This window comes from Thermogutta terrifontis (assembly GCF_002277955.1).
Taxonomy (GTDB): domain Bacteria; phylum Planctomycetota; class Planctomycetia; order Pirellulales; family Thermoguttaceae; genus Thermogutta; species Thermogutta terrifontis.
In genome coordinates, this window is the sequence record NZ_CP018477.1 from 4,447,953 (window position 1) to 4,470,186 (window position 22,234).

A 22,234-nucleotide genomic window follows, 5' to 3' on the forward strand; every position below is an offset into this window, starting at 1 on the left:
GCGGGGAACTCATTCCTCCTCGCGATGTTCGTAATCCTCGGCGCGAATGGTGGTCACAATCCGACCGTTCTCCAGCCTCCGGATCTGTTCGATCCGGGGGCCTTTTACGTAGAAGCCGTTCTGGGGAAGGAGATATTTCGCATCACCCACGGCGAGCTCATACGGCTCGCTGCCGAAATTGACCACGACCACGGTACCATCCGAGAACGTTGTTCGCTGAACATCACGGTTTTCGGTAACGAATTCGTGGTTGAGCATCTCGGTGCCCGCGATGATTTCATGAAGAATGCACGTGTTGCGGTAGGTCCGCAGGAAAACCTCGCGGTGATCCAGCCATGAGCCGCGACGCCGATCCGCCCACAAAAGGGGAATGGTGCCGTACAACACGTTGAAGGCATCTTTCTTGGGGGTGATTTCCGGGGCTGCCTGGAGGAGAAAATCGCTCGAATCGCCCCAGTACCACGTGGTTACCACACAATCGTGGAAGACGAGCTCCCACAGGGGTGCCCGATCGCGATGTCCGATGCCCCATCGTTCATATTCGCTCCACGGCGGCAGCTTGTTTCCCCAGGGGCTCGTGAATGACTCGTCTTTGCTCTTCGGTGGAATGAGATGTCCGGCCGGCCAGGAAAAGTACGCATTGCAGCTCATCATCCCCTCGAAGTAGTCCACGTAGGGCACCGCCCACCAGATTCCGTGCTCGCCTCCCACCACAAGTTTGAGCGAGCGAACATACCGGAGCAGATCCACGCCACATTGCCGCTTCTGTGCTCGGGTGAGAAGGTGAGCCGGGTCGTAGCACTCGTAGAGGTCCTCGGCGGTGGTCACATCGATGAATCGCCCCAGAAAAGGATATTCAGCCAGAATCTTGGGGATATCTCGCTGTGCTGTGCGTACCCAGAGGGCGGGGCAGCGCTTCATGAACTGGGTCTTCTTGTCGAATGTGAGCCAGGCCTTCATCCGTTCCCCATTGGCCTGAAGGACCACATTCTGAGGAACGAGATCGTGCGATCGGTCGATTTTATCTTCGCTATCCACGGGCAGGACGTCCGTGTAGTTGTCGTACTCACTGGTGATGTAGCCGAGTTCGTTCACCTCTCGCATTTGGTCGGGTGGCATACGACCCTGCACAAGAAGCCGCCGGATCCCGGCTTGCCTGGCCTCCTGCGCAAACTGCAAACTGGCGTTGCCCCACACATCAGGGGCACCGAACAGCCGCTTGAGTTCCGGGTTCGCCTTCACCTTTTCAGAAAACGGAACAATCAGACCGAGCTCCTGAGCATATGCTCGGTAGCGTTTGGCCAAGGCCACATAACCGCCTTTATCCACGAAATGCCAGATCAGCTTCCGGGGATAGCTGAATTTACCCATACTGGGCGACCAGCCGATCATGGGTACCCAGGCCGACTGATTCTCTTTCTGAACTTTACGAAGTTCCACGTATCCGTCATCGCTGGTTTCCACGAGAATCATGTAACCGATGCCCGTCTTCAGATCACAGACGCCCACCCAGGGCATGTCCAACCGCGAAGTGTTGAACCATCGTCGGGGAAGCTGCTCTTCTGCCACGGGATACAGGTGACCATTGCAGTAATCCGCGATGGCGATGGCTCCATGTTCACTTCTGTAAAAAAGTGGCGTCCAAAATCGCTGGTTGGAAAAAGTCACGTCGCGGTCCGGCATGTCCACCGTCATCATCAGATCGGCAGAGTTTGTCGGGAGCCGTAGGGTCACCGTTCCCGAATAGGGCTTGTTATCTCTCCAGAACAGGGTCGTTTCGCAGGAAAGTCCATCGTTTCCCACCTTCTGGAAATTTCTCAGCACCTCACGCCGTTTGGAATCCTCGACGACTGAGCTCCACTTATGCCCCGCCCGTTTGTCGAGCACCTCCCACGCACCTGTTTGCGGTTCAAGCACCACTTTCAGGAGCGCGTTTTCCAGCACCCAGGTGTTTCCCTCCTGACCCACGTGGGTAGCCGGTCCCTGCTGGCCGGTTTCTCCAGGCTCCAATCCCATGGCGGACGTGGAGAGGGACCAACCCGCTGTCACCAGGAGGCCCCACATCACGCACAACCAAGCGTGCTGCACACAGCGACTGTAACCGCGACTCATGCGACACCTCCAGAGAAAAACGAGACAGTTTGTTTTTGTTTCGATGACGCAATCGGCCTTCGGGGCACCCTACCCGCGGCCCTGAACGCGGCAAATCATAGCGAGGACCGAGTCCCTCCGCCAGGAACGCCTACCGCTGCGCCCATCCTGTCCAGACTTCTCGGGCGGCCCGGAACAAGCTTTCCGGTGTCCAGGCGGTCAACTCGGGAACGACGGCCTGCCCACCGGCGCACGCCACATAAAACGTCAATGTTCGCTTTTCTCCCGCGGCCAGCTCCAGCGGAAACCGAAGTCCCTCGGTCAACAGAAGTGGTTGATCCTTTTTTCCACCGACATCCACATAGTAACGGGCCTGATCGTTTAATGCCCCACTGATCACTTTATTGAGATTCAAACGCACGTTAGTGGGAAAAACCCACACAACGTTGAGGATCGGGTTGCGGTCTCGGGCCCCTGGGACCGGTCGAATGGTTATGGTGACCCAGCCGTCCGCATCGTCATCCGATGCCGTGAAGAGCAGCGCACCCGGTTTGTGCTGTCCCCATCGTGCTACTGGATCGACCAGCAATGGGCGAGCCCCTTCCACTTCGCAGAGGAGTGGCCGGATGCCTGCCTGGCCGTAAAAGCTTTCGCACAGGCCCAGCACCACCTGGACCTTGCCGCCCTTTTCGACGCGGAATCGGTAGCGAATGGGGATGCCTCCCATTCCTGCGCGGATGTTGGCGAAGCCGGGGTCACAATCACCCTCGGGCTTGGCCCAACCGGGCATGGGGGTGGTGTCGATGACGTACCCCCAATCGCGGGTTTCGAGGAACCTCTGAGTTTCCAGGGGAATGGAGAGAACCACCCGATTCCCCAACCGCGCCGTGGAAAGTCCCACGCCAAGCTGCGCAGACGGCTGAAGATTCAGGGTGACCGATCGCGGCTCGCCACCTGTTTCTTCCAATTGGACTTCCAGGACGTCCATTCCCTGGGGATAGACCGGTGCTTTGTACGCCGTGACTTGCAGGCGGATCTGGCCGAAATCGGCCGACCAGCGTGCCGCAGGGACCACATTTTCCAGGGCCACTGCCTCAAGGCGTTGTTCGCCCGGTGCCAGCCCGTCACCTGTCAGCGTGACCGTCAGAGTGCCCCAGTCTTCCGCCAACACGCCGTTAGCATGGAACTGGGAAGGTGGCAGGCCGGGCGACGACAACCCGACGGTTTCCGCCCCCAAAGCGCCGCAGCAGCACGCCAGGGTGCTGATTCCGATCAAGAGATACATCGCGCGGCTCATGCCTGACCTCCGTATTCAAAGGTGGAAAATCGTGGCGAATGCGTCACCTTGATACCGTAGAGCTGGCAAAAGCCTTCCAGCACGCGGCGGTGATCTCCCAGCGTGACAACCTGATGGAATCCCAGCGTATCGCGGGAATCTTCGATATTATCCAGCTCGATTTCCACGGAAGTCCGACACCCGCCCGCCGGTGGTGTTTGCACATTGCCCACCACTTTCCCGGTGTCGATGATCATTTCATTTGGGCCATTGAAGCGGACGAGGGTGACGGGTTGCCCCTCCGGCCAGAGGACCTGCATCGCCACGCCGAGTGCCGACTCCGAATGGTTCCGCAGGATATAATCCGCTGGTTTTTGATCAAAACCAGCAATACGGGTCCCCGACGTGCAATGCGCGGCAATGAGGGTGTTATGGACTGTTTCCGGAACGGGGTCGTTCATGTAACCCGGACGGTCCAGCAGATAACTCGTCATCATGAGAGACATCGCCCCGAATAGATCGGCTTCACACCCCGCCGTGATGCCGGCGTCCTGGAGGAGGGTCCAGGCAGCACACGGCGGTGTGGGCACCAGCCGGGCTCCCACCATACCCAGGCAGTCCATACTCAAAGCGTGGGCGCCTTCGGCCTTGAGCAGCCGTTTGGCTGTCACATGGGCACGCATCGCATTGAGAGCATCCTGCTCGTTTGGCTCCACGATCTTGACGGCCCGCTTTCGCAGGTCAGCAGCCAGGTCGCGGACCTCGTCTGTAACGGGTTGTTTGTCGAATTCCTGATTGAACGTGTCGCGGGGAATTGCCCGCACTTTCGTGCCCAGTCGTTCCACAACCGTTTCGTTCCGTTCGTTGCCCCGAATCCACAGGACGCGGGTTTCCTCGAAAAGTCGTTTGGCGCGAATCATTCTGAGTCCATCTTCCACCGCCGACCAATCCAGGGAAGAAATAACATGTATCCCTGTTTTTCGGCTGGGCCCTGCCAGGTGTCCGGTGAACGCGGTGCCCACCGGAGCAAAGACGATCAGAGGGATTTTCGTCTGGTCGGCGATACGGTTGATCCATCCCCAGGTCTGCATGTGCTGGAGAATCACCAGAATCCCATGGGGCTTGGTATCGATGAGCTTCTTGATCCAGGCATCGATTGTAGCATCAGTATTGAGGGGTTGAGCTTCCTGATCGACCTGCATGCCAAGCCGATTCGCCGAGGCCCGCAGCAGGGCAGTGTACTCGCGCTGATGTCCATCAAGGTCGTAGGTCGTTCCGGGCCAACCGAGCCAGTATGGACGGGGCATTTCCAGAAAACTGGCAGCCACCCGAACCTCCGGTTTGGGACGGAGTTCCCGGACGTCGATCACGTCCGTCACTGCTGGGGCTTCAGACGGAGCAGGTGTTTCCACCAATCCGGTGAAAAGACCTGTTCCCATGCTCGCCAGAGAAATCATTTTCAAGCATTCACGTCGGTTGAAGCATGAACCGCATTGATGTTGCTGACACATGGGTCGTCCCTCCCGTAACGAATGGTGGCCAACACAAGCTGGGGCGATTGTTTAAAGCCGACGGAGCCCGGTCCCCGTCGCCGCCACAGCCGAAAGCCGTGCCAGCAGGGGTTATAATTGAGATAGAAGCGATAATCAATAAGGGAGAGCCCGCCGCGAAGGATGAAAAGGCGACTCGTCGGACAGCCGAGCTCTCCCGGCCCAGCTTTTGATTCATCGTTACTGTTGCAGAAACCGCCGAGATGGGATCCGCGCAGCGTGTTGTAAGGGCAATTCATGAATTGCCCCTACCGTCGAAATGATAACTGACCCGAAGAGTTGGGGCCGGTGGGCAAAATGGATGATCCAACGTCGGAACGCGAACGTGACAAGCACGTCCCTCCGAATGTGGACCTGCCATGCGGGTCCCACCGGGTTGGAGCTCGCTCCCCTGCAAGCCCGTGTGGTTGTCCGCGTCCCCACGGGCGGAGGAAAAGCGGGGATTGTCGGGCGCGGCTTTTGATTGACACGCTATTCCGGGCTGTTTAGAATCGACGTAGGCTTGTATTACCCAAATTGCCAAGGTTTCCAGGCCCACTTTTTCACAGCCGCGGTCGGAACGTCGGTGGGTCGGCATCGATCGGACACGAAATTCTGAGCGAGTCACTCCCTAAAATCCAGGACGTCGAGGAGTAAGCTTGTCATGGCACGTGAGAACCAAGGGCTGCAAATTGCCTTGATCACGTTCGTCATTCTGACGCTCTTGCTGGCCGTTTTCACCTATCTCTTCTTCCGTCAGTATGACGAACAGTACCGAAAAGCCCAGGCGGCACTGGAGGAGGCCGCAAAAGCCAATGATGCCGCGCGATCGGCTCAAACCGACCTCAACACGTTGAAGACCATCCTCGGTTTCAGTACCACCGACCCGATGGACAAAATCACACAGACGGCCAAACAAGAGCTGGAAACCTACGGCGCGGATCTCGATCCTTCTCAGCAGAACTATCGCACCGTGCTGGACCACCTTTTCAAGACGCTTCAGGCCAAAAGCGCCACACTGGTGGCAACCGAGCAGAAACTTCGGGATGCTGAGGCCAAGATCGCTCAACTTGAGGCGAGCAAGGCTCCGTTGATCGCGCAGGAGAAGAATCGAGCCGATCAGGCAGAAGCCACCCTCACACAGGAACGTCAGAAGTTCACGGCGGACCTCCAGGCTTCCTTCCAGGCGCGAGATGATTTGCAAAAACGGGTAACCGAGGCCCAGCAGCAGGCCCAGGATGCTTTGGCCCAATTGGACGCCGCTAAGAAGGATTTTGATCGCCGGATTCGGACAGTCTCGGCTCTGCTGGCTGTACGCACCAAGGAATTAGAGGCGACCAAGAATCCTCGTTTGGAGACGCCGGATGGTCGCATTCAGTGGGTAAATCAGCAGTTGGGCACGGTGTGGATCAACCTGGGCGAAGCGGACGGGCTGTCGGTGGGGACAACTTTTGCGGTCTTCCCCGGAAATACTTTGAATATCGCTGATGCGGAACGGAAAGGTGGCATCGAAGTGACGGCGATCCGCGGTCCACACCTCGCTGAAGCCCGCATCATCGATGACAAAGTGAGTGATCCCATCATGCCTGGCGACGTGATCAGCACCCTCATTTGGTCTCCAGGAGACCGGCGGCGGTTTGCCATTACCAACTTTGTCGATATTGACGATGATGGGCGGAGCGATCAGGAACTGCTCATCAGCATCATTCGGCAAAGCAACGGGATCGTGGACGCCTGGCTCGATGATGAAGGTAATCTTCACGGTCAGCTCACGGCCGACACCGACTACATTGTAGTGGGCAATGAACCGCCCGAGGGAACCAATGTGGCTGTGATCCAGGCGCGATCGGATATGCTCAAACGGGCGGATGAGATGGCTGTTCAGAGGATTTCCGTGCGTGAGCTGCTCCGTCGCATCGGTTACAAACGGGAAACCCACGTGGTGCGGTTCGGACCAGGCGCTAATCCCGCCGATTTTCGAGCCAAACCCAAGGAGGACGAAGTCATCCGGCAGTCGACCGGAGCCGTCAGCGAAATCTTCCAGCCGCGACAACCTCCGCGGGCCAAGGCGGGCACGGCTTTCTGACCAACTCCGTGGAGACCACGGGTTGAGCCGCAGCGTTCGCCCTGCGACTGTGTCCATGTGCGATCTCACTTACCGGCAGATTTGCCGATAGTATTCCACGGAGCGTCGCAGGCCCTCTCGAAAGTCCACCCGGGGCTCGTATCCCAGCAGACGGCGGGCGAGGGTGATGTCGGCCATACTCTCGCGAATGTCTCCCGGTCTGGGCGGGGCGAATTCCGGCTCCACCTGAGTTCCCAGGACTTCGTTGAGCGCGGCAATCAACTCCAGAAGAGTGATGCTCTTGCCGTTGGCGGCATTGAAGACGCGTCCCTCCACTCCCGGCTTTTCCGCTGCCAGAAGGTTGGCATGGACCACGTTTTCCACGTACGTAAAATCGCGTGACTGAAGTCCGTCGCCGAAAATAACCGGGCGCCGACCGCGGAGAATCGCCGTGATGAACAGAGGTATAACAGCCGAATAGGGGCTATTGGGATCCTGCCGCGGACCGAAGACGTTGAAATAGCGAATGACCACAGTGGGCAACCCGTATGTGGCATAAAATGCCCGGCAGTAGTACTCGCCCGCCAGCTTCGCCGCGCCATAGGGCGAAATGGGATCGGGAAGATCGGTTTCCCGTTTGGCACTGAATGGCTGGTCACCGTAAGCGCTGCTCGATCCGGCATACACGAAGCGACGGATGCGACCGGATTTGCGAGCCGCATCGAGGAGCGTCACCGTCCCCGTGACACATGCCGCGTGGGTGTCGAGCGGATACTCCACACTTCGCGGAACGCTGGCCAGTGCCGCCTGATGGAAGACGTAGTCCACACCCTCCATGACCTTCGCCACCAGGGTGCTGTCGCAGACGTCTCCTTCAACAAACTCGATACAATCCCTGACACCGGCAAGATTGGCAAGATTGCCCGTGCTGAGATTATCCAGCACCCGCACTCTGTGCCCGCGTTGAACAAGGGCGTCCACCAGGTGCGATCCGATAAAGCCCGCTCCTCCGGTGACAAGTGTCGTCGGCATTGTCCACCTTTCCTAAATCAGCAAAAGATGCAGTGTTTATGGTAGGTTGGCGAGAAATGACCTATTTCGGCATGGCCACCCAAGATAAATCACCGGTAACACGCCAAACGGGGTGAGGCGTCTGTACTTTGTATGTTTCCCGGTGTGCTTCCGCTATCAGAATGTAGCATGAAGCAAGCGGGTAGCATCCACCAACCGGCGATCGGGGGGGTCAGAAAACAGCGGTTGTCACGAAAAAGACATCGTTTCTGCGTGGTATCACGGGGTCCCATGTTCCCACCGGCGGCGCGGTGAGACTGCCGCATCTGGGTGTTGACAGGGCCTGGCACGACGCAACGAGAGGCGGTCGCCGGTCAACCGGTTGGCCTACGAACTTTTTTCACCGGTCGGTATCATACCAGTTTGAGGCGCCACGAGCCGATCCCATGTAATTCTGTTTGAGGCAGCCGGGCTCCGTCTGGCGTGGGGTACCGATGCCATCCGGATTAATGTGACGACCGTATTTTGCCCATCTCTTGAAGGATGCTGTTTCACCCATGAAGGCCGACGAACTTCGCGAAAAGTTTTTGACGTTCTTTGAAACGAAAGGGTGTGTCCGCCGTCCGAGCGACGTCCTCGTTCCCCGCTGGGATCCGTCCGTTCTCTTCACACCGGCCGGGATGAACCAGTTCAAGGACCACTTCCTTGGCCGATGCAAGCTGGAATTCACGCGGGCCACCACGTGTCAGAAATGCCTGCGGACGGGCGATATCGAAAACGTCGGGCGGACCCCATACCATCACACCTTTTTCGAAATGCTGGGGAACTTTTCGTTCGGCGATTACTTCAAGCGAGAAGCCATCCTTTGGGCGTGGGAATTCCTTACCGACAAAAAATGGCTGGGGCTCGACCCGGAAAAAATCTCGGCCACCGTGTACCTTGACGACGACGAAGCGGCGGAAATTTGGATCAAGGAAGTGGGTCTTTCGCCGGACAAAGTCACCCGCATGGGGGAAGATGAAAACTTCTGGCCTGCCAACGCCCCCAGTCAAGGACCGGACGGTGTTTGTGGGCCCTGCAGCGAAATCTATTACGACACCCCCTGGGGTAAAGTCGAAATCTGGAATCTGGTGTTCACGCAGTACAATCGGGTGGGGCCTCCGCCGAACAACCTCCGACCGCTCCCCAGCAAGAATATTGACACCGGCATGGGTTTGGAGCGGGCGGCGGCCGTCCTGCAGGGGGTGGAATCGAACTTCCACATCGATATCATTCGGCCGATTGTGGAAGCGGCTGCCGATGTCTGCCACGTGAAGTACGACCCCTCTTCTGATTTCGGACGACGTTTGCGGCGGATTGCCGATCACATTCGGGCGTGCACATTTGCCATTCACGAAAACGTCACCCCCTCCCCCAACAAACAGGGATACGTCATCCGGAGATTGATTCGGCGAGCGGTTTTGGATGGCCACCGGATGGGTGTTCGCGAGCCGTTCTTCTACAAGCTCGTGCCGGTGGTAGCGGAAATGATGAAGAATCCCTACCCGGAACTCCAGGAGACAATCCCCCGGGTTCAGGCCGTGATCAAGGGAGAAGAGGAAAACTTCCTGGCGGTCCTGGAGACCGGCCTGGAGCGAATCGAACGCCTGTTTGAGGAAATGCGGCGGAATAACCGCGGCGTTGTGTCCGGCGCCGAAGCAGCCGAGCTCTATCAGACGTACGGCTTCCCGCCCGAATTGCTGGAGGCTCTCGCCGCCGAGCGGAACTATGCCTTCGATTGGGAAGGATATCGCCGCGAGATGGAGCGTCATGGGCTCGAATCCGGGGCCGGACAGAAAAAGGAGGTCTTTTACACGGGGCCCCTTGATTCTCTCAAAAAAGCCGGCTTGGAAAGCCGTTTTGTGGGTTACGAAACCACGGAGGTTCCCGATGCCAAGATCATCGGTCTGATTGCCGCAGGACACCTCTGCGATGCGGTGGAAGAAAAAGATCACGGCCAGCCCGTCGCTGTCATCCTCGATAAGACGCCATTTTATGGCGAAATGGGCGGGCAGGTCGGTGACCGCGGAGAACTTGTTGCCGACGGCCTGCGGTTCGAGGTCATCGATACCAAGATGGAGAGCGGATTCCCCGTCCACTACGGCCATTTACGAGACGGCCGGCTGGCGCTGGGCCAGGTGGTCACAGCGCGGGTGGACGCTGCCCGCCGCCAGGGGATTCGCCGCGCCCACACGGCCACGCACCTGCTCCATTACGCGCTGCAAAAGGTGCTGGGAAAGCACGCCCAGCAGCAGGGCTCCAAGGTGGACGACGATATTCTCCGCTTCGACTTCGCCAATCCGACCGCCGTCAAGGCCGAAGAACTGGAAGAGATCGAAGCTGAGGTCAACCGCCGAGTCCTGGAAGCGGCACCGGTCCAGATTGCCTACATGCCCCTTGCCGAGGCCCGCAAGACCGGAGCGATGATGCTCTTCGGTGAAAAGTACCCTGACGTTGTGCGAGTGGTCTCGGTGGGTGAATACAGCAAGGAATTATGTGGGGGAACCCACCTGGATCATGCAGGCCAGATCGGACTGTTTAAGATCATCAGTGAAGAAAGTGTGGCTGCGGGGACCCGCCGCATCACGGCGCTGACGGGATGGAAGGCCTACGAGTTTGTGCGGGATACTTCGCGGGTAATCGCGGAGGCCTCAGCCGCTCTCAATGTGCCGCCACAGGAAATACCCACCCGAATTCAGAACATGCTCCAGGAGATCCGCCAACTTCGCAAGCAGGTGGCCCTGGGAGGTCGGTCTCCGGGTGTCACGGCTGAACAACTCTGGAGCCAGGGTATCGACGTGGATGGGGTTCGGGTGATTGTCGGAGAGATTCCCGCGGCCGATCCCGATCTGATGCGTCAGCTCATCGACCAGCTTCGGCGGCGGAACATGCCCACCGCGGTCCTGCTGGCGGCTAAACACCCGGAGGAGAAAAAGGTCGTCATGGTGGCGGGACTTTCCCGCGAACTGACCGACCGCGGGATGGATGCCGTCAAATGGGTGCGGAGTGTGGCGGCGGTGGTCGGCGGTGGGGGCGGTGGCCGCCCGGATCTCGCCCAGGCCGGCGGCAAAGTCCCCGAAAAACTGGCCGAAGCGCTCGATCTGGCCCGCGAACAGGCCGTCAAAATGATCCAGGCGTGAGTTTCACCTCCTGCGCGGCAAGAACGGAAAAAACGCCCGCCAGTGATCTCCGGCTTAGACCCGGAAAAGTGAGGGGCCGTTTACCAGTAAAAGCGCTCCATCCACCGCACAAAGCCGGGTACAGGATATGGTGCCCCGTCCGTTGCCGTTGGTTCTGGCTGCGTCAATTCAGGACACAGGTAGGGGCAATTCATGAATCGCCCCTACGGGAAATTCGGATGATTCACACTCGTGGGGGCCGAACGAGTAACGTTCTGGCTCCCACGGTCAACACTCTCCACCCACGGCTACTTCGCCACCGTCATCCCGGCTCGGCAATGATAATCTCGCCATGTGCTTGCCGCGCCAGGAAAATTGGGTTGCATAGTGGCACCGCTTCCCCGGCTGCGATATGCTGGAAGGTGGAGCGCGAGGGTCCAGCGGATGATGCGGTGGGCCCGGGGTGTCAGTAGATCTTCCATAGACTCTCTTGGTGCGAGGACGTCATCATGGCTCGCCAAATTCTGTCGCGGGCGGTATCGCGGGGAAATATTGTCTCCTCGCGGTTGATTGGGGGGGCATCCAAGTGGATGACGCTCATTCTCATTGTGAGCGCATGTTTCTGGGGATGTTCTCAATTTGGATGGGCTCAGCTACCGCCTCCGGGCGTCATTCCTCCTCATGAAGGTGGAGGCTTTCAGCGGCCTGGCATGGTGCCGCAGTATCCCGGTCCCATGCGGGGCAATCCCCTGCCCGGACAGCGGCCGGGAGGTCAGCCGCAACTGCCGCGATTGGAGGCGTCTGGAACGGTTGAGGAAGTCGGCCCAATGGGTATGGTGATTGTCTCCCCGACCGGGCAAAAATGGCAACTTTTGTTCGATCGGGAGTGCAAACTCCAGCTCACCGGAAAAGCCATGCCCGACGTACTGCGACCGGGAGTGGTTATTTCGTTTACCGCCGAGATCGATAAAAAGACGGGTCAGGCTACCGAGAAAGTAAGTGCTGTGACCATCTGCACACCCGACCAGCAGCATCTTCTCGGCGTCTTCCCCGAGGGAACCATGGCGGCTATGGGAGAAGCTGCCGATGCCGGTGCGGGAGCGGCAGGGGTAGGGGGATTTCCCGGCTCTGGGTTCGGCTCTGGCCTTGCCCCCGAAGGTGGAGCGCCCCCGCAGCAACCGGGCCGACAGCATTCCCGTCGCCAGGTTGAAACCGGTCCGCCGGTGGAGCGGTTTGAAGTGTGCGGCCGCATTACTGGGATAACTAAGACAGGGAAGATCACGGTAGCGGCCCCAAATCACCATTTCCGCGCGCCCATCCAGTTTGAACTGGCCGAAAACCCGGATATTTCGCTCGAGCTTTCCGGCCGGGAAGCAGTACCTTTTATTGCACGGGGTGCCAAAGTAACTGGCAAGGGTGTGCAAATCGCCCCAACTGCGGGAAGAATGTCGGAAATTACAGTCGAACTCGTCGAGCCGCTGACCCTGACCCAAAAACGTGAACCGCGTAACGGAACGCATCGCACTGTGGAACGAACACCCGAGCGTTTGCCGGGGTCGCTTCCGGGAACACTCCCCGGGGGCGCTGGGGCGCACAAGCCCGATGCTGCTCCAGCCTCTCAGGAAAAACCAGGCCCCGAGGGCGGTGCGGGGAATCCGCCGTCCGATCAGGAACCACCCAAAAAGGCCGCCGGCATCGATTTGCCTCCCCTCAATAATTGATGGGGTCTGAGGGATGGCCGCAGGTGCAATGGGCAAAACCCAGGAGGCGACGCGGTCACAGCCTCCCGCCCGCAGGTCTCGCTCCTTCACCGCTGAGGCGTGGAAACGGTTGTGCGGCGATCCCTGGGCGGTGGTATCGCTGGGAATTCTCGGGGTCATGTCCCTGCTGGCGTTGGCAGCACCTCTTCTCCCCCTTTCACCGCCGCGGCTGGTGCGAACCGAGCGCCAGTTCCAACCGCCGCGTTTCTGGCCACTCTTTGAATACGGCTTTCGATCTGTTAACGGCGAAGAGACTGTGTCCTCCAGCTCCGATGAACGGCCATCCCGAGAAGCGCTTCTGGAAGAAGGATTTGGCCAGCTTGGCCCCCTGAGCGGATTACTCCTGCGAATCCGGTGGTCTGTTTTTGGCGAATGGTGTCTGGCGCCGATTTGCGGGACAGATAAGCTGGGCCGCGATCTTTTTTCCAGGATCCTCTGGGGCGCCCGGGTGTCCCTGTCTGTGGGAATCGTGGCGACGCTTGTTTCCCTGGTGATCGGGGTCACCTATGGAGCTATCGCGGGATTTGCGGGGGGCCGGGTTGATCGGTTGATGATGCGGTTGGTGGATATTCTCTATTCGGTGCCCTTCATTTTTGTGGTTATCTTCATCATCACGATCGTCAGTGCCGAGCCCGTGCGGAACATGCTGGAAAATCGGTGGGGACTTAGCCGCATCATGATCTTTTTTCTCGTGGTGGGCGCCATCTACTGGCTGACGATGGCCCGGGTTGTCCGCGGCCAGGTCATTTCCCTCAGGCATGAACTTTATGTGGAAGCGGCTCGCGCACTGGGTGTGGGCTGGTGGCGGATCCTCTTTCGCCACATTCTTCCCAATCTCCTCAGTGTCGTGGTGGTCTATTTAACATTGACCATCCCACGGGTAATGCTGTTTGAGGCATTCCTATCGTTTTTGGGTCTCGGTGTGGAACCGCCCGATGTCTCCTGGGGATTGCTGGCCAACGAAGGATTGCAGGCCATCACGCCGATCAAGATTTACTGGTGGCTGGTGGTTTTTCCTGGCCTGGCCCTGGCCCTGACGCTTTTTGCCCTCAACTTCCTGGGCGACAGCCTGCGCGACGCCCTCGATCCCCGGCTGAAGCGAATCCGTTGATCTTGCAAATTTTTCGGGGAGGAATGGACTGGATACACGGGATTCGCGCACGGTACAATACGTACGGGTCGCCGCCACTAATACAACCACCACGTGCGAGATACGAACATGGGGTTATACGATCGCGACTACATCACCAGGAGGACGCTGCCCGGGGGCGCCTGGTCCACCAGCCAGTACAGCATGGTCACCATCCTCATTGTGATCAACGTGGTGGTGTATGTGCTGGATGCTTTCAGTAACTACCGACTGAGCGACTTGACTGCCGCCCGGGTGGGCACACTCACACGTCCCTGGTTGTGGTGGCAGTTTCTGACGTATGGCTTCACCCATGCGCCCAGCCCGCAGCACATTTTTTTCAACATGCTGACGCTGTGGTTTTTCGGCCGGGATATCGAATATCTTCTCGGCCGAAAAGAATTCCTTAGACTTTACCTGTTTTTGGTCATTGTTGGCGGCGTGGTGTGGGCGGCGATCAATCGGCTTCAGGGTGCCTCTGCGGGGAGTTCGATGATCGGAGCCTCCGGGGCGGTGGTGGGGATCTTCCTGCTATTCTGCCTCCACTATCCGCGAAGAACGATTCTGCTGTTTTTCTTTCTGCCGGTGCCGGCCTGGGTGGCAGGCGTTTTGCTATTGGCCCCGGATATCATGTCGGCCATCCAGAGCAGGGAAAGCGAAATTGCCTATTCTGTGCATCTTACGGGCGCGGCCCTGGCTGCCCTTTATTACTATCAAAATTGGAACCTTGGACTTTTTTGGGAGAGGCTGGGAGGAGAAAGAATCTGGGTGAGAATCAAGTATCTCTTTCAGCGGCGGCCACGGCTTCGGGTCCATCGCGGCGAGTACGAGTACCTTCGCGAGATGGATGACGTGGGCGATCCTACGGACGCCGAGAAAGAGGAGTGGGAAAAGCTCGAGGCGGAAGTGGAACGCATTCTGGACAAGATCAATAAATCGGGTACCGATAGCCTGACACGCGCGGAGCGACGAACACTTGAACGGGCCAGTCAGCTTTATCGGCAGCGGCGGCGGGGTTCATAAATGCCCCGCCCAGGAATGTGCGCCGGGGCCATCGCACCGGCCAATTTGAGCAACTCATCTCCCGATGTGGAAAAAAAGAAGCTTCGCGCTTGAAAATCCCGCGGTCCCATGCGACAATGACATTGGGCAAGGGCTTGTCTGTTGGTTACGAGGAGATTGGTCATGTTGATGGTTCGCAGTCGGGCGCGAAAGGGTTTTACACTTGTTGAGCTTCTGGTGGTGATCACCATCATCGGGATGCTGGTGGCCATGCTGATGCCGGCCGTCCAAATGGCCCGGGAGGCAGGACGACGTTCGCAGTGCATGAACAATCAGAAGCAGCTTGCAACGGCCCTCCTCAATTACGAATCGGCACGGCGACAATTCCCGGGTTGGGTGGAAACGCTCACGTTGTCAAATGGATCCAAGCTCGATGTCGCGTGGTTTGTCACGCTCTTCCCGTACATCGAGCAGGGCCCCCTGTACCAGCAGTGGATTCAGGGTACTCTTAACATCACCGCTCTGCCCTTTGCTGTCTGCCCCAGCAATCCTCTGGAGTCCTCACCCATCGTAAATGGCCAACTGACACAGGGACCGCTGGAAGCTGCCATGGTCTATGTGGCCAATGCAGGCTGGCCGGGGTCGATGCTCAACAATAACACTCAGGAAGGCCCCGCCGATGCAGTGTTCCTTGAACGAGGTCAGGTGTTGCTGGCCAACGGCGGGCAGCTCAAGCAGATCAATCTGGATTACCTGAGCTCGCACGACGGTGCATCCAACACGCTTGCCCTTTCGGAGAATATCAATGCTCGGGGCATTTGGGCCTATTCCGCTCCAGTCGCTCCAGGCAGCTTCCCCAGCACCAGCGCGTACGATCCCAAGTGGGAATATGCCGTTGGTTTCAACTGGTTTGACAGCCCCGGCACTTGCCGGAGGATCAATGCTTGCCTCAACGGCGATTCGAGCGGTCAGACCAACCCAATCGCGAATCCGGAGCTTGCCCGTGCGTCCAGCCGGCATCCCGGGGTGGTCAACGTCGCTTTCTGCGATGGGCATGTCGTCACGCAGCGGGACAACATCGACTGGCTCGTTCTCGCTCAGCTTATGACGCCGGATAACTACAAGGCGGGAGCGGCAGCAAACTGGCCGCAGCTTCGTGATAGCGTGTACGACTCCGGGAACAACTGACGCGGCGGGGTCGCAACCCCAGGGACAACGGCTGTTAGCATGTTGGTCGTTTAAGCCAGCTATTCGTCCCTGACCCGAACCAGTTCACTCCCGCTCGATGATGACGTCCATCGGGCGGGAGATCGTGTTTCCTGGTCGGCCTGGGCCCCCCAGGCCAATCGCCTGAAGCCGAACGGGCCCCGCCCCAAGCCTTCGGCTGTCAATTTCAAAGTCAGCCTTCTCGCCTACAGACCGGGCCAGAAGTCGACCGTTCTGCCGCACCACGACAGCAAGGGCTCCGGGACTCTCGACGTGCAGACACACAGGCTCTCCCAACCTGACGTGAGGCGTCTGGAGCTTCACTGAGATCTGGCCGCCGAAATTGTCACTCGCAAGCTCCACGATGAGGCTACCCCGGCTGGCAATGAGACCTGTTTCCACGGCCACAACCCGCAGTTCGTGATAGCCGTCATCCCATTTTGTCGTGTCGATGGTGAACGGCTCGTTTGGGCCGGATCGCCCCACGAGCCGTCCATCCACAAACCACTCGAAGTGATCGACCTGGCCACCGCCAATTGGTGGCGGTAATCCCGGCCTGGGAAAATGGGCTTCTGGATAAAGCGTGAGGACGCCGCGAACCGTCTTTCCTTCCGGCAGACCTTTGAGCTTCACGGCGGGAATGTTTGCCCACGGCCGGCAAAGCGGATCACCCACGATGAGTAACTGATACGGCCCGTACACGGATTGGTAAAATGCTTCGGCCGCGCTACACCCCCGCGCGTAATGGAGATGGATCGTCGGCAGGGGGAACTTTTCAGCGATAGCAAACGGTTCGGTAACTGTCCCGCTGGCAGCCGCTGCCCCATAACGAAGGAATTCGGTGAGAGGTGTTTGTCCCGCAGATTTTGTCATAACTCCGCCGAGACTCGTCAGATGATCGCAGATGGCACCGGGTAGGATGGTGCTCCCTGAGCGTGCCCAGTCGAATTGCGCCGTCCCCATCATGACGCCCTGACAGTCGGGTTTATTCTCGGGCATGATTCCGTGGACGATTTCCGCCCGGACGTTGAGCTTCTGAAGAGCCTCCACAACTTCGGGGAAGGCCGGGTCACGGGTGCGGGAACGGATATCGCCGTTTTGCACAAAGTAGATCGTGCCTCGCGGGAAACTTGCATCAGCGGCCGCACTGCGTCGAAGATATTCAAGGATTTCTTCCAGGGTGTTTCCACGGGTATCTTCGTCTGCCGCAACGGCCAGCACCATCGACAACAAATACCGCTGGCCCTGCTTGGCGAGATTGCCGTGCTCGTCAAATTGCAATCGACTGTTGAATCCCAGTGTGGGAAGCTCCTTTTGCTCAGGAATTGCCCGCCGCATGTACTGGTTGACCCGAAGGGACATGTAATAGTCCGGACGGCGCGCCAGCACTCCAGCATAAAGATAAGTCAGGCCGTTTAGGGATCCACGAGGCGTGAGCACACGTGGCCAGCGGGCACTTGCCGGTTCATCGGTGTTTTTTTCCTTGTCGGGAGTTCCGGGTCGCCGAGGAGGAAGTAATTCCGGATGTTCCTCGGCAAATCGCTCAATGTCTTTCTGTAATTCGATCCCCCACGGGAAATCGGCCGAGTAGGCGACGCAGTCAATCCACTCGAGGGCCCCCTGTCGCGCGAGATGTTCGATGATGGGAAGCAGAATTTTTTCGCGGAATCGATCGACGTCCGTCACCTGTTCCTTGGGATCCCACGCGAGATAGAGGACGTTGGAATCGGGAATCTGACGGAGGGACTGGTAGAAGTTGGCCACCGCGAGCGAAACTAGACTTTCGGAGTTGACAACGAGGAGCACGTTTTCCGGACCTCCCCCTGCCCGCGCGATCCGAGCTCCTCCAAGGAGCACAAATACCAGCAGGCAGCAAATCACCAGACCGTTGTTCCAGGCTCTGCACCACGGATGCACCATTGCCTTACTCCGCACCAAGAATTTCCGCTCGGAGGACCTCGAGAGGTGGGTCCGCCGAAATTGTTTTTTTGCGTCCCCCATCGGCTGATTCTCCGACCAGTTTTCGTTATACTCTTGGGAAGTCGATGCGTTGGCTGGATAGGGTTGAAGCTTCCAAGAGTTTTCATTGTAAGGAGTCGCAGCCATGAGATTGCTCCCCACAGTTGTCCTGGTCCTGGTCGCGCTTCCCGTTTGGGCGGAGGAAGCATCCAATTGTCTTACCCCGGAAGAAAAAGAACAAGGTTTTGTTTGCCTGTTTGATGGAACGTCGCTCGACCAATGGCAGGGCGATACCAAGGGTTACGTGATTGAAGATGGCGTGCTTGTGTGCAAGCCTGGCGGGAATCTTTACACCAAAAAAGAGTACAGCGATTTCATTTTCCGATTCGAATTCAAGCTGACACCGAATGCCAACAACGGCGTGGGGATCCGCACACCACTCGGATGTGATCCCGCCTATTGTGGCATGGAAATCCAGATTCTGGACGATTCAGGAAGTCAGTACACACAACTTCAGCCGTACCAGTATCACGGCTCCATTTACGGCGTGGTCCCTGCCAAGCGCGGTCACCTCAAACCCGTCGGGGAATGGAACAGCGAAGAAATCCTGTGCCAGGGACGGCACGTCCGTGTGACGCTCAACGGTGTCGTTATTGTCGATGCGAATCTCGATGAAGTCCAGCCGATGGATCACCGCGACCACCCCGGCCTGAAACGGGACAAAGGGTACATCGGGTTTCTCGGTCACGGCACACGGGTGGAGTTCCGCAGAATACGTATCAAGGAATTGAAGTAACCAGGGACTGGCTTGTTTTGCTCGGCGGCAGGGATTCCATGTGTTATCTCGGAATCGAGATCGGCGGTACAAAGCTCCAGGTCGGGATCGGAACAGGCGAGGGACCTCCGCTGATCGCCCTGCGTCGGGATGAGATCGATCGTAGGCAGGGAGCCGAGGCGATCCGCCGCCGAATCCTCGATTTTGCCCGGCCCCTTATTGCCGAGTACCATCCCCGAGCGATCGGTATCGCGTTTGGTGGGCCCATCGATGTTCAATCGGGACGAACCCTGAAAAGCCACCACGTGGCCGGTTGGGACGACTTCCCCCTCGTTCAATGGTCTCAGGATGAACTGGGGCTTCCCACCGCCATGGGAAACGACGCCGACCTTGCTGGCTGGGCAGAGGCGATCTATGGGGCAGGCAAGGGTCATCGCGCCGTCTTTTACATTACCGTGGGCACCGGTATCGGTGGAGCCCTGATTTACGAAGGCAAAATTTACACCGGTGCCCATGGGATTGCCGCCGAGATCGGGCATCTCCGTCCGGGACCGACGGCCGTGTCGCCCGAAGAGGATCTCGAATCCGTCTCCGCAGGCTGGGGAATCGCGGCCCGGGCCCAGGCTCTGGTCAAGGAGGTGCTCGCCTCTCGTGCTGCTTTTGAGGCCGGCTCTGGCGAGCCAACGCTCATCCTCCGGTGGCGTGAAAGGTGGGCCACACCGGAGTGTGGCGATGTATCCTTTTTCACACTCCATGAGGCAGCCACGGATCTTCTCCGGCGCTGTGACAACGATGCGGAACGGCTCACCACAAAGATGCTGGGTGAGGCTCTGGCATCCGGCAATGTGATCGCGGAGTGGGTTTTTGCCCGTGCGCTGCAAACACTCGGCTGGGCCCTCGCGCAGATGATCACGCTTTTGGCGCCTTCGGCGATTGTCATCGGCGGCGGGGTATCGCTCCTTGGGGAACGGTTGTTTTTTGAGCCGCTCCGCAAGGAAGTGGTGAAATATGTGTTTCCGCCGCTCGCCGACCGCTATGTCATTCGACCGGCGGAACTGGGGGAAGAAGTGATGGTCCATGGGGCGGTTTTGCTTGCCCGGCAACGCTTCGAAGCTGCTGCCGGAAAGGGCGTGACATCACCCGCGCTTGAACAGAAAAAGTGAATCCCGTGGTGACACGTGGGGATCCGGAGTCCTGGTGATGGCTCCGATGGACACCAATGAACAGAAAAGGAGAGTGGCTATGATGCCGTTGAGACGACTTCCTGTTCTCGTCTGTGCAGCGCTGGTGCTGGGCGCATCAACTGGATGGGCACAGACCGCTTACACTTATCGCGACCTGCTCATGCAGATGCTTGATCCGCGGGCGCCGGCCGTTTTGCCGGCAGACGGAGAATACTGCAAGCAATGGTCAAGTTGGGATCGTGCCAGTCAGTACGACGAGGCAACCGGCAAATATATTAATTGGGCGGCCAATGGGGATGGTCATCACTTCATCCGTGAGGAAAACGGCATGGGGGTTCTGGCGGAGATGCAGGGGCCGGGATGCATCTGGCGTATCTGGTCGGCACTAGCCCAGGATGGACATGTCAAGATTTACTTGGACGGCGCGGAACAACCCGTTGTCGATCTGCCGTTTAAGAAATACTTCACGGGCGACACGCCACCATTTAACTACCCGCAACTTTCCTACCACCTCGAAGATCAGGGGTGCCGCGGCCAGAATCTCTACATGCCTATCCCTTATCAGAAGTCCTGCAAGATTGTCGCGGAAAAAGGATGGGGCCGTTATTACCACTTTGTCTATCGCACGTACCCGAAGGGTACACAGGTCCCCACCTTCAGCGCCCAGCTTGTGGCCCAACATGCTGACCTGCTGAAGAAGATCAACGACTTCTTCGCCGAGAAGATGGGAGAATTGCCGCCGGTCTATGCGGGTATGGAACTGGAAACCCACGGCGGTGGTCTGGAATTGGCTCCCGGGGCTAAGGAATCGCTCGAGCTTACGGGCCCTAAAGCGATTGTCGCCATCAAGGGGAAGATCAAGTGCGGAGATCGGGCCGACGAGATGGCGGCCCTGCGCCGCGTGGCGCTGCAAATCACCTGGGATGATCAACCCAGGCCTGCCGTGTGGTGCCCCGTGGGAGACTTCTTCGGCACGGCGCCCGGCTGGAACAAGTACAAGAGCTTCCTCACGGGCGTGACAGACGAAGGCGGCTACGCCTACTGGTACATGCCCTTTGCCAAGCGCGCGCGTATCGAGGTGATCAACGAGGACACCGTGCCGCGTCAGATCGAATATAAGGTGATTGTGGCTCCTTTAGATCGGCCGTTTGAAGGGCTTGGCTACTTTCACTGCAAATGGCATCGGGACACCTTCGAGGTCCCACCCGATCGCTGGCCAGACTGGTCGCTTCTCCACACCGAGGGGCGCGGCCGGTATCTTGGCGTGATGCTGCACGTGTGGAATCCTCTCGGTGGCTGGTGGGGCGAAGGAGACGAGAAATTCTTTGTGGACGGTGAAAAGTATCCGTCCACCTTCGGTACAGGCTCCGAGGACTATTTCGGTTATGCGTGGTGTGATCCACACCTTTTCCAGCGGGCATACCACTGTCAAACAATGACGCAGAACAACAAGGGGCATCAGTCGGTGTTCCGCTGGCAACTCGTGGATAACGTGCCCTTCCACACCAGCTTTGATGGCTACATCGAGAAGTACTTCCGTACCGAAGAACGCGGCACCCAGTATGCGGTGACCGTGTGCTGGTACCTTGATCCCCAGGGGAAGGACCCTTACGACCCGGTCCCCGTGGAACAACGTCACGATTACTACGTGAAAAAGGCGCTCAAGATTGCCGGCTTTCGCATTCTGAACGAGCCGCCGGGAAATCTGGAGGCCCAGGGAATGCAGCACTTTCCCCTCGGTAAATGGAGCAACAATGACCACCTGTGGTGGACGGGGGCCAAACCCGGCGATGTGCTGGAAGTAGGATTCGAAGCCCCGAAAGATGGCAAGTATCAGGTGGCCGTCATCCTCACCAAGGCGCGGGATTATGGCATCGTTCAGCTTTCGATCAATGGCCAGAAGGCGGGCGATCCCATCGACCTTTACAATCCTGAGGTCATTCGTACCGAGCCCATCCCGCTGGGTACTTTTGAACTCAATAAAGGGGAGAATACGCTCCGCGTGGAGATCGTGGGTGCTAATGAAAAGGCCATCAAAGCCTACATGTTCGGGTTGGATGATGTCGTCCTTACACCGATTGAGTAGCGG

Annotated in this window: 15 protein-coding genes; 9 read left to right on the top strand and 6 right to left on the bottom strand. The window is 58.3% G+C overall.

The features are described from left to right. Positions 1-9: 9 nt before the first annotated feature. From THTE_RS16485 to THTE_RS16500, 4 genes are all read right to left on the bottom strand, one after another. On the bottom strand, positions 10-2,112 hold the full coding sequence (locus tag THTE_RS16485) for a glycoside hydrolase (RefSeq protein WP_095416467.1): 2,103 nt from the start codon (positions 2,110-2,112) through the stop codon (positions 10-12). Between the two features lie 130 nt (positions 2,113-2,242). After that, a complete protein-coding gene (locus THTE_RS16490; protein WP_095416468.1) occupies positions 2,243-3,388 on the bottom strand; it encodes a hypothetical protein in 1,146 nt (381 codons plus the stop codon). Next, on the bottom strand, positions 3,385-4,824 hold the full coding sequence (locus THTE_RS16495) for a hypothetical protein (RefSeq protein ID WP_095416469.1): 1,440 nt from the start codon (positions 4,822-4,824) through the stop codon (positions 3,385-3,387). Before THTE_RS16495 ends, THTE_RS16490 begins: the two co-directional genes overlap by 4 nt. Before the next feature lie 2 nt (positions 4,825-4,826). Then, positions 4,827-5,156 (bottom strand): hypothetical protein, encoded by a 330-nt coding sequence (locus tag THTE_RS16500; RefSeq protein ID WP_095416470.1) that lies wholly within the window; start codon positions 5,154-5,156, stop codon positions 4,827-4,829. 404 nt (positions 5,157-5,560) lie between these two features. Between THTE_RS16500 and THTE_RS16505 the strand changes: the two genes are divergently transcribed. After that, complete coding sequence (locus THTE_RS16505) at positions 5,561-6,982, top strand: DUF4199 domain-containing protein (protein WP_095416471.1); 1,422 nt, start codon at positions 5,561-5,563, stop codon at positions 6,980-6,982. 69 nt (positions 6,983-7,051) lie between these two features. On the opposite strand, the gene THTE_RS16510 is transcribed toward THTE_RS16505, so the two are convergent. Then, on the bottom strand, positions 7,052-7,993 hold the full coding sequence (locus THTE_RS16510; RefSeq protein WP_095416472.1) for an SDR family oxidoreductase: 942 nt from the start codon (positions 7,991-7,993) through the stop codon (positions 7,052-7,054). Between the two features lie 536 nt (positions 7,994-8,529). Here THTE_RS16510 and alaS point away from each other — a divergent pair. From alaS to THTE_RS16535, 5 genes are all read left to right on the top strand, one after another. Continuing rightward, positions 8,530-11,151, top strand: coding sequence for an alanine--tRNA ligase (gene alaS, locus THTE_RS16515; RefSeq protein WP_095416473.1), 2,622 nt, complete (start codon positions 8,530-8,532; stop codon positions 11,149-11,151). Between the two features lie 488 nt (positions 11,152-11,639). After that, positions 11,640-12,851, top strand: coding sequence for a hypothetical protein (locus THTE_RS16520; RefSeq protein WP_095416474.1), 1,212 nt, complete (start codon positions 11,640-11,642; stop codon positions 12,849-12,851). A 13-nt stretch (positions 12,852-12,864) separates the two neighbouring features. After that, the gene (locus THTE_RS16525; protein WP_095416475.1) at positions 12,865-14,001 is read left to right on the top strand and encodes an ABC transporter permease; all 1,137 of its coding nucleotides are present in this window, start codon (positions 12,865-12,867) and stop codon (positions 13,999-14,001) included. Positions 14,002-14,109: 108 nt separating this feature from the next. Next, complete coding sequence (locus THTE_RS16530; protein WP_095416476.1) at positions 14,110-15,042, top strand: rhomboid family intramembrane serine protease; 933 nt, start codon at positions 14,110-14,112, stop codon at positions 15,040-15,042. 162 nt (positions 15,043-15,204) lie between these two features. Beyond that, positions 15,205-16,209: a DUF1559 domain-containing protein gene (locus THTE_RS16535; protein WP_095416477.1), complete on the top strand. Its 1,005-nt coding sequence runs from the start codon at positions 15,205-15,207 to the stop codon at positions 16,207-16,209. Between the two features lie 84 nt (positions 16,210-16,293). On the opposite strand, the gene THTE_RS16540 is transcribed toward THTE_RS16535, so the two are convergent. Beyond that, positions 16,294-18,147: a hypothetical protein gene (locus THTE_RS16540; protein WP_157732181.1), complete on the bottom strand. Its 1,854-nt coding sequence runs from the start codon at positions 18,145-18,147 to the stop codon at positions 16,294-16,296. Between the two features lie 184 nt (positions 18,148-18,331). Between THTE_RS16540 and THTE_RS16545 the strand changes: the two genes are divergently transcribed. The 3 genes from THTE_RS16545 (at position 18,332) to THTE_RS16555 (ending at position 22,231) form a co-directional block, all read left to right on the top strand. Further along, on the top strand, positions 18,332-18,982 hold the full coding sequence (locus THTE_RS16545; protein WP_095416479.1) for a 3-keto-disaccharide hydrolase: 651 nt from the start codon (positions 18,332-18,334) through the stop codon (positions 18,980-18,982). A gap of 38 nt (positions 18,983-19,020) precedes the next feature. Then, the gene (locus THTE_RS16550) at positions 19,021-20,124 is read left to right on the top strand and encodes an ROK family protein (RefSeq protein WP_095416480.1); all 1,104 of its coding nucleotides are present in this window, start codon (positions 19,021-19,023) and stop codon (positions 20,122-20,124) included. Positions 20,125-20,203: 79 nt separating this feature from the next. Further along, the gene (locus THTE_RS16555) at positions 20,204-22,231 is read left to right on the top strand and encodes a DUF2961 domain-containing protein (RefSeq protein ID WP_168175882.1); all 2,028 of its coding nucleotides are present in this window, start codon (positions 20,204-20,206) and stop codon (positions 22,229-22,231) included. Positions 22,232-22,234: the final 3 nt, after the last annotated feature.

Coding starts and splice junctions, on each gene's coding strand:
- THTE_RS16505 (WP_095416471.1), top strand. CDS start 5,561: ATGGCACGTGAGAACCAAGGGCTGCAAATTGCCTTGATCACGTTCGTC.
- THTE_RS16510 (WP_095416472.1), bottom strand. CDS start 7,993: ATGCCGACGACACTTGTCACCGGAGGAGCGGGCTTTATCGGATCGCAC.
- THTE_RS16525 (WP_095416475.1), top strand. CDS start 12,865: ATGGCCGCAGGTGCAATGGGCAAAACCCAGGAGGCGACGCGGTCACAG.
- THTE_RS16485 (WP_095416467.1), bottom strand. CDS start 2,112: ATGAGTCGCGGTTACAGTCGCTGTGTGCAGCACGCTTGGTTGTGCGTG.
- THTE_RS16545 (WP_095416479.1), top strand. CDS start 18,332: ATGAGATTGCTCCCCACAGTTGTCCTGGTCCTGGTCGCGCTTCCCGTT.
- alaS (WP_095416473.1), top strand. CDS start 8,530: ATGAAGGCCGACGAACTTCGCGAAAAGTTTTTGACGTTCTTTGAAACG.
- THTE_RS16490 (WP_095416468.1), bottom strand. CDS start 3,388: ATGAGCCGCGCGATGTATCTCTTGATCGGAATCAGCACCCTGGCGTGC.
- THTE_RS16495 (WP_095416469.1), bottom strand. CDS start 4,824: ATGATTTCTCTGGCGAGCATGGGAACAGGTCTTTTCACCGGATTGGTG.
- THTE_RS16555 (WP_168175882.1), top strand. CDS start 20,204: ATGATGCCGTTGAGACGACTTCCTGTTCTCGTCTGTGCAGCGCTGGTG.
- THTE_RS16535 (WP_095416477.1), top strand. CDS start 15,205: ATGTTGATGGTTCGCAGTCGGGCGCGAAAGGGTTTTACACTTGTTGAG.
- THTE_RS16500 (WP_095416470.1), bottom strand. CDS start 5,156: ATGAATTGCCCTTACAACACGCTGCGCGGATCCCATCTCGGCGGTTTC.
- THTE_RS16540 (WP_157732181.1), bottom strand. CDS start 18,147: ATGGTGCATCCGTGGTGCAGAGCCTGGAACAACGGTCTGGTGATTTGC.
- THTE_RS16520 (WP_095416474.1), top strand. CDS start 11,640: ATGGCTCGCCAAATTCTGTCGCGGGCGGTATCGCGGGGAAATATTGTC.
- THTE_RS16550 (WP_095416480.1), top strand. CDS start 19,021: ATGTGTTATCTCGGAATCGAGATCGGCGGTACAAAGCTCCAGGTCGGG.
- THTE_RS16530 (WP_095416476.1), top strand. CDS start 14,110: ATGGGGTTATACGATCGCGACTACATCACCAGGAGGACGCTGCCCGGG.